Origin of the sequence: Streptomyces synnematoformans (genome assembly GCF_039531005.1) — a bacterium.
Taxonomy (GTDB): Bacteria; Actinomycetota; Actinomycetes; order Streptomycetales; family Streptomycetaceae; genus Streptomyces; species Streptomyces synnematoformans.
This window is the reverse complement of record NZ_BAAAPF010000525.1, coordinates 1-2850: the sequence shown is the minus strand read 5'-3', so window position 1 is coordinate 2850 and position 2850 is coordinate 1. Positions and strand designations below refer to the sequence as shown.

Genomic DNA, 2850 nt, shown 5'->3' with positions numbered 1-2850 from the left:
CCCGGCTCGGCCGTCCGCTGCGCCGGCAGCGTCGCGCTCGTCACCAGCGCCCGCAGCGCCGCCTCCTGCTCGCCCGCGAGCCGGCCCAGTTCCTCTGCCTCGCCGCCGATCGCCGCACCGCGGCGCTGGACCAGCGCCAGGACCTGCAGCACGCTGTCGTGGATGTCGCGGGCCAGCCGCTCCCGCTCCCGCGTCGCCGCCTCGATCTGCAGCGCGCGGGCCAGCGTCCGCTCACTGGTCCGCGCCACCTCGACGATGTAGCCGATGGCCGTCGAGGCGACCATCAGCAGCACGATGTTGTGGAAGTTGTCCTGCACCACCTCGCCGCGCTGGACGATGTTCGACAGCCCGACCGCCGCCGACGACGCCGCGCCCCAGCGCCAGCCGCCCTTGACCGCGAAGCCCAGCACCGACCCGGCCGCCCAGATCGACGGCAGCGTGCTCGCGCCGTCGTCGATCCGCGCCGGGGTCTCCACCGGGATCGTCAGCAGGATGCCGGTCAGCGTGAGCCCGATGTCCGTCGCCAGGAACGGGTACGTGCAGCGCTCGGCCGACGAGACCCGGCGGAAGGTGACCAGCGTCCACAGGGCGAGGACGGCGAAGTACGCCCAGCCCAGCGCCGGGCGGGCGACGTCGTCGTGGCGGGGGGCGAACTGCGCCACCGCGTACGCGAGGGTCAGCACCCGGAAGTACGTCAGCGCCTGCCACAGGGGCTGCTCCACCGACATCCGCCGCTTGTTCTGCCCGGCCATCACCGCGCCCTCCCTCCCGCGTGCGTACGGCCCGCTAGGCGGCGTCCGCCCCGTCGGCCTTGCCGCCCTTGTCAGCTTTATCAGCCTTGTCGGCCTTCTCCTCCGCCTTGCGGCGCTTGGCCTCGTCCGCCATCCGCCGCTTGGCCGCCGTCGCGTACTCGTCCACGTACTCCTGGCCGGAGAGCTTCATGATCTCGTACATGACCTCGTCGGTCACCGAACGCAGGATGAACCGGTCGTGCTCCATGCCCTGGTAGCGCGTGAAGTCCAGGGGCCTGCCGATCCGGATGCCGGGCCGCATGACCTTCGGCACCACCTGCCCCGGCGGCTGGATCTTCTCCGTGTCGATCATCGCCACCGGCAGCACCGGCGCCCCGCTCAGCAGCGCCAGCCGCCCGAGGCCGCCCGGTTTGCCGCGGTAGAGGCGGCCGTCGGGCGAGCGCGTGCCCTCGGGGTAGATGCCGAACAGCTCGCCGGCCTCCAGCACCTCCAGACCGCTCTTGATCGCCGCCTCGCCGGCGCCGCGGCTGCCGGAGCGGTCGACGGGCAGCTGCCCGACCCCCTTGAAGAACGCCGCGGTCAGCCGGCCCTTGACGCCCGGGGTGGTGAAGTACTCCGCCTTCGCGATGAAGGTGACCTTCCGGTGCAGCATGGAAGGGAGGAAGAACGAGTCGGAGAACGACAGATGGTTGCTCGCGAGGATCGCGGCACCGGTCTCGGGCACGTTCTCCATGCCTTCCACCCAGGGGCGGAAGACGAGCCTCAGGCTGTTGCCGAGAGACATCTTCATCGCGCTGTAGAACAACCGGGGCCTCCTGCGATCCGCTCGTGTGACCATAGCGCTCCAGGTCGGAGAGCGGTATCCGGGGGCGGCGGGCCGGCCGGCGGGGGCGCGGGGTGCCGGGGAAGGCGTCCGCGGGGGGGCCGTCCGTCCGTACGGCGCAGTACGCTCAGGGGCAGCGCCAGGCACGTATCCGCCGCCCGCCTGACACGATCGGAGTCCCGCCATGCCGGTCCTTCCCGGAGCCGAGCCGTTCCGCCAGCCGGGGGGCGGGACCGGGGTCCTGGTCTGCCACGGCTTCACCGGCTCGCCCCAGTCCGTACGGCCCTGGGCCGAGCACCTCGCCGCCCGCGGCCTGACGGTCTCCATGCCGCTGCTGCCCGGGCACGGCACGCGCTGGCAGGACCTCCAGGTGACCCGCTGGCCGGACTGGTACGCGACGGTGGAGCGGGAGTTGCGGGAGCTGTCCGACCAGTGCGAGCGGGTCTTTCTCTGCGGGCTGTCCATGGGCGGCACCCTGGTGCTGCGGCTGGCCGCCCGGCACGGGGACGCGGTCGCCGGCGTGGTCGCCGTCAACCCGCTGAACAAGCTGCCCGGGCTGCTGCCGAAGGCGCTGCCCGCGGCCCGCTTCCTGGTGCGCACCTCCCCCGGGGTCGTCGGCGACATCGCCAAGGAGGGCGTGACGGAGACGGGCTACGACCGGGTGCCGCTGCACGCCGCGCACTCGCTGCGGCAGCTCCTCGCCCGCGTCGACGACGAGCTGCCCCAGGTGACGCAGCCGCTGCTGGTGCTGCACAGCCGGGTCGACCACGTCGTCCGGCCGGTGGACTCGGCCCGCATCCTCGGCCGGGTCTCGTCGCGGGACGTCACCGAGACCGTGCTGGAGGACAGCTACCACGTCGCCACGCTCGACCACGGGGCGGAACGGATCTTCGCGGAGACCGACGACTTCATCGACCGGCTCACCCCGCCGGCCGGCAGTACCGACGACACCGACGACGACACCGAGCAGCGGAAGGGGGCCCGGGCACGTGGCGGAGCGTAACCCGGACCGGGAGGACCCGCAGCAGGGCGACGGGGCGGGGGGCGCGGAACCGGCGGGTACGGAACCGGCCGGGCCGGACGGCGCCCCGCTGGACGAGGAGGCCGCGTGGGCGGAGATCGTCGCGGCGTTCGAGGAGGACTCCGTGGAGCCCCCGCACGAGCGGGCGGCCCGCACGGGGGACGGCGCGCCGGACCCCGACGGCGCCGGCGGCCCGGCGCCCGGGGGTGACGGCGGCACCGGCGGCAACGGCGCGGACGGCGCGGACGGCGGGG

General features: G+C 73.9%; 3 protein-coding genes and 1 pseudogene. 2 read left to right on the top strand and 2 right to left on the bottom strand.

What is annotated here, in order from left to right; translation table 11 throughout:
- Positions 1–752, bottom strand: a 752-nt coding sequence (locus tag ABD317_RS35485; protein ID WP_344295884.1) for a DUF5931 domain-containing protein, incomplete at its 3' end; no start/stop codon positions are given.
- A 34-nt stretch (positions 753–786) separates the two neighbouring features.
- Positions 787–1557 (bottom strand): lysophospholipid acyltransferase family protein, encoded by a 771-nt coding sequence (locus ABD317_RS35480; RefSeq protein ID WP_344295881.1) that lies wholly within the window; start codon positions 1555–1557, stop codon positions 787–789.
- A 202-nt stretch (positions 1558–1759) separates the two neighbouring features.
- Here ABD317_RS35480 and ABD317_RS35475 point away from each other — a divergent pair, with 202 nt between their 5' ends.
- Both ABD317_RS35475 and ABD317_RS35470 read left to right on the top strand, forming a co-directional pair.
- A complete protein-coding gene (locus ABD317_RS35475; protein ID WP_344295880.1) occupies positions 1760–2578 on the top strand; it encodes an alpha/beta hydrolase in 819 nt (272 codons plus the stop codon).
- A pseudogene (locus ABD317_RS35470) lies at positions 2565–2850 on the top strand (hypothetical protein); the annotation flags it as partial. The gene ABD317_RS35475 and the pseudogene ABD317_RS35470, both read left to right, overlap by 14 nt.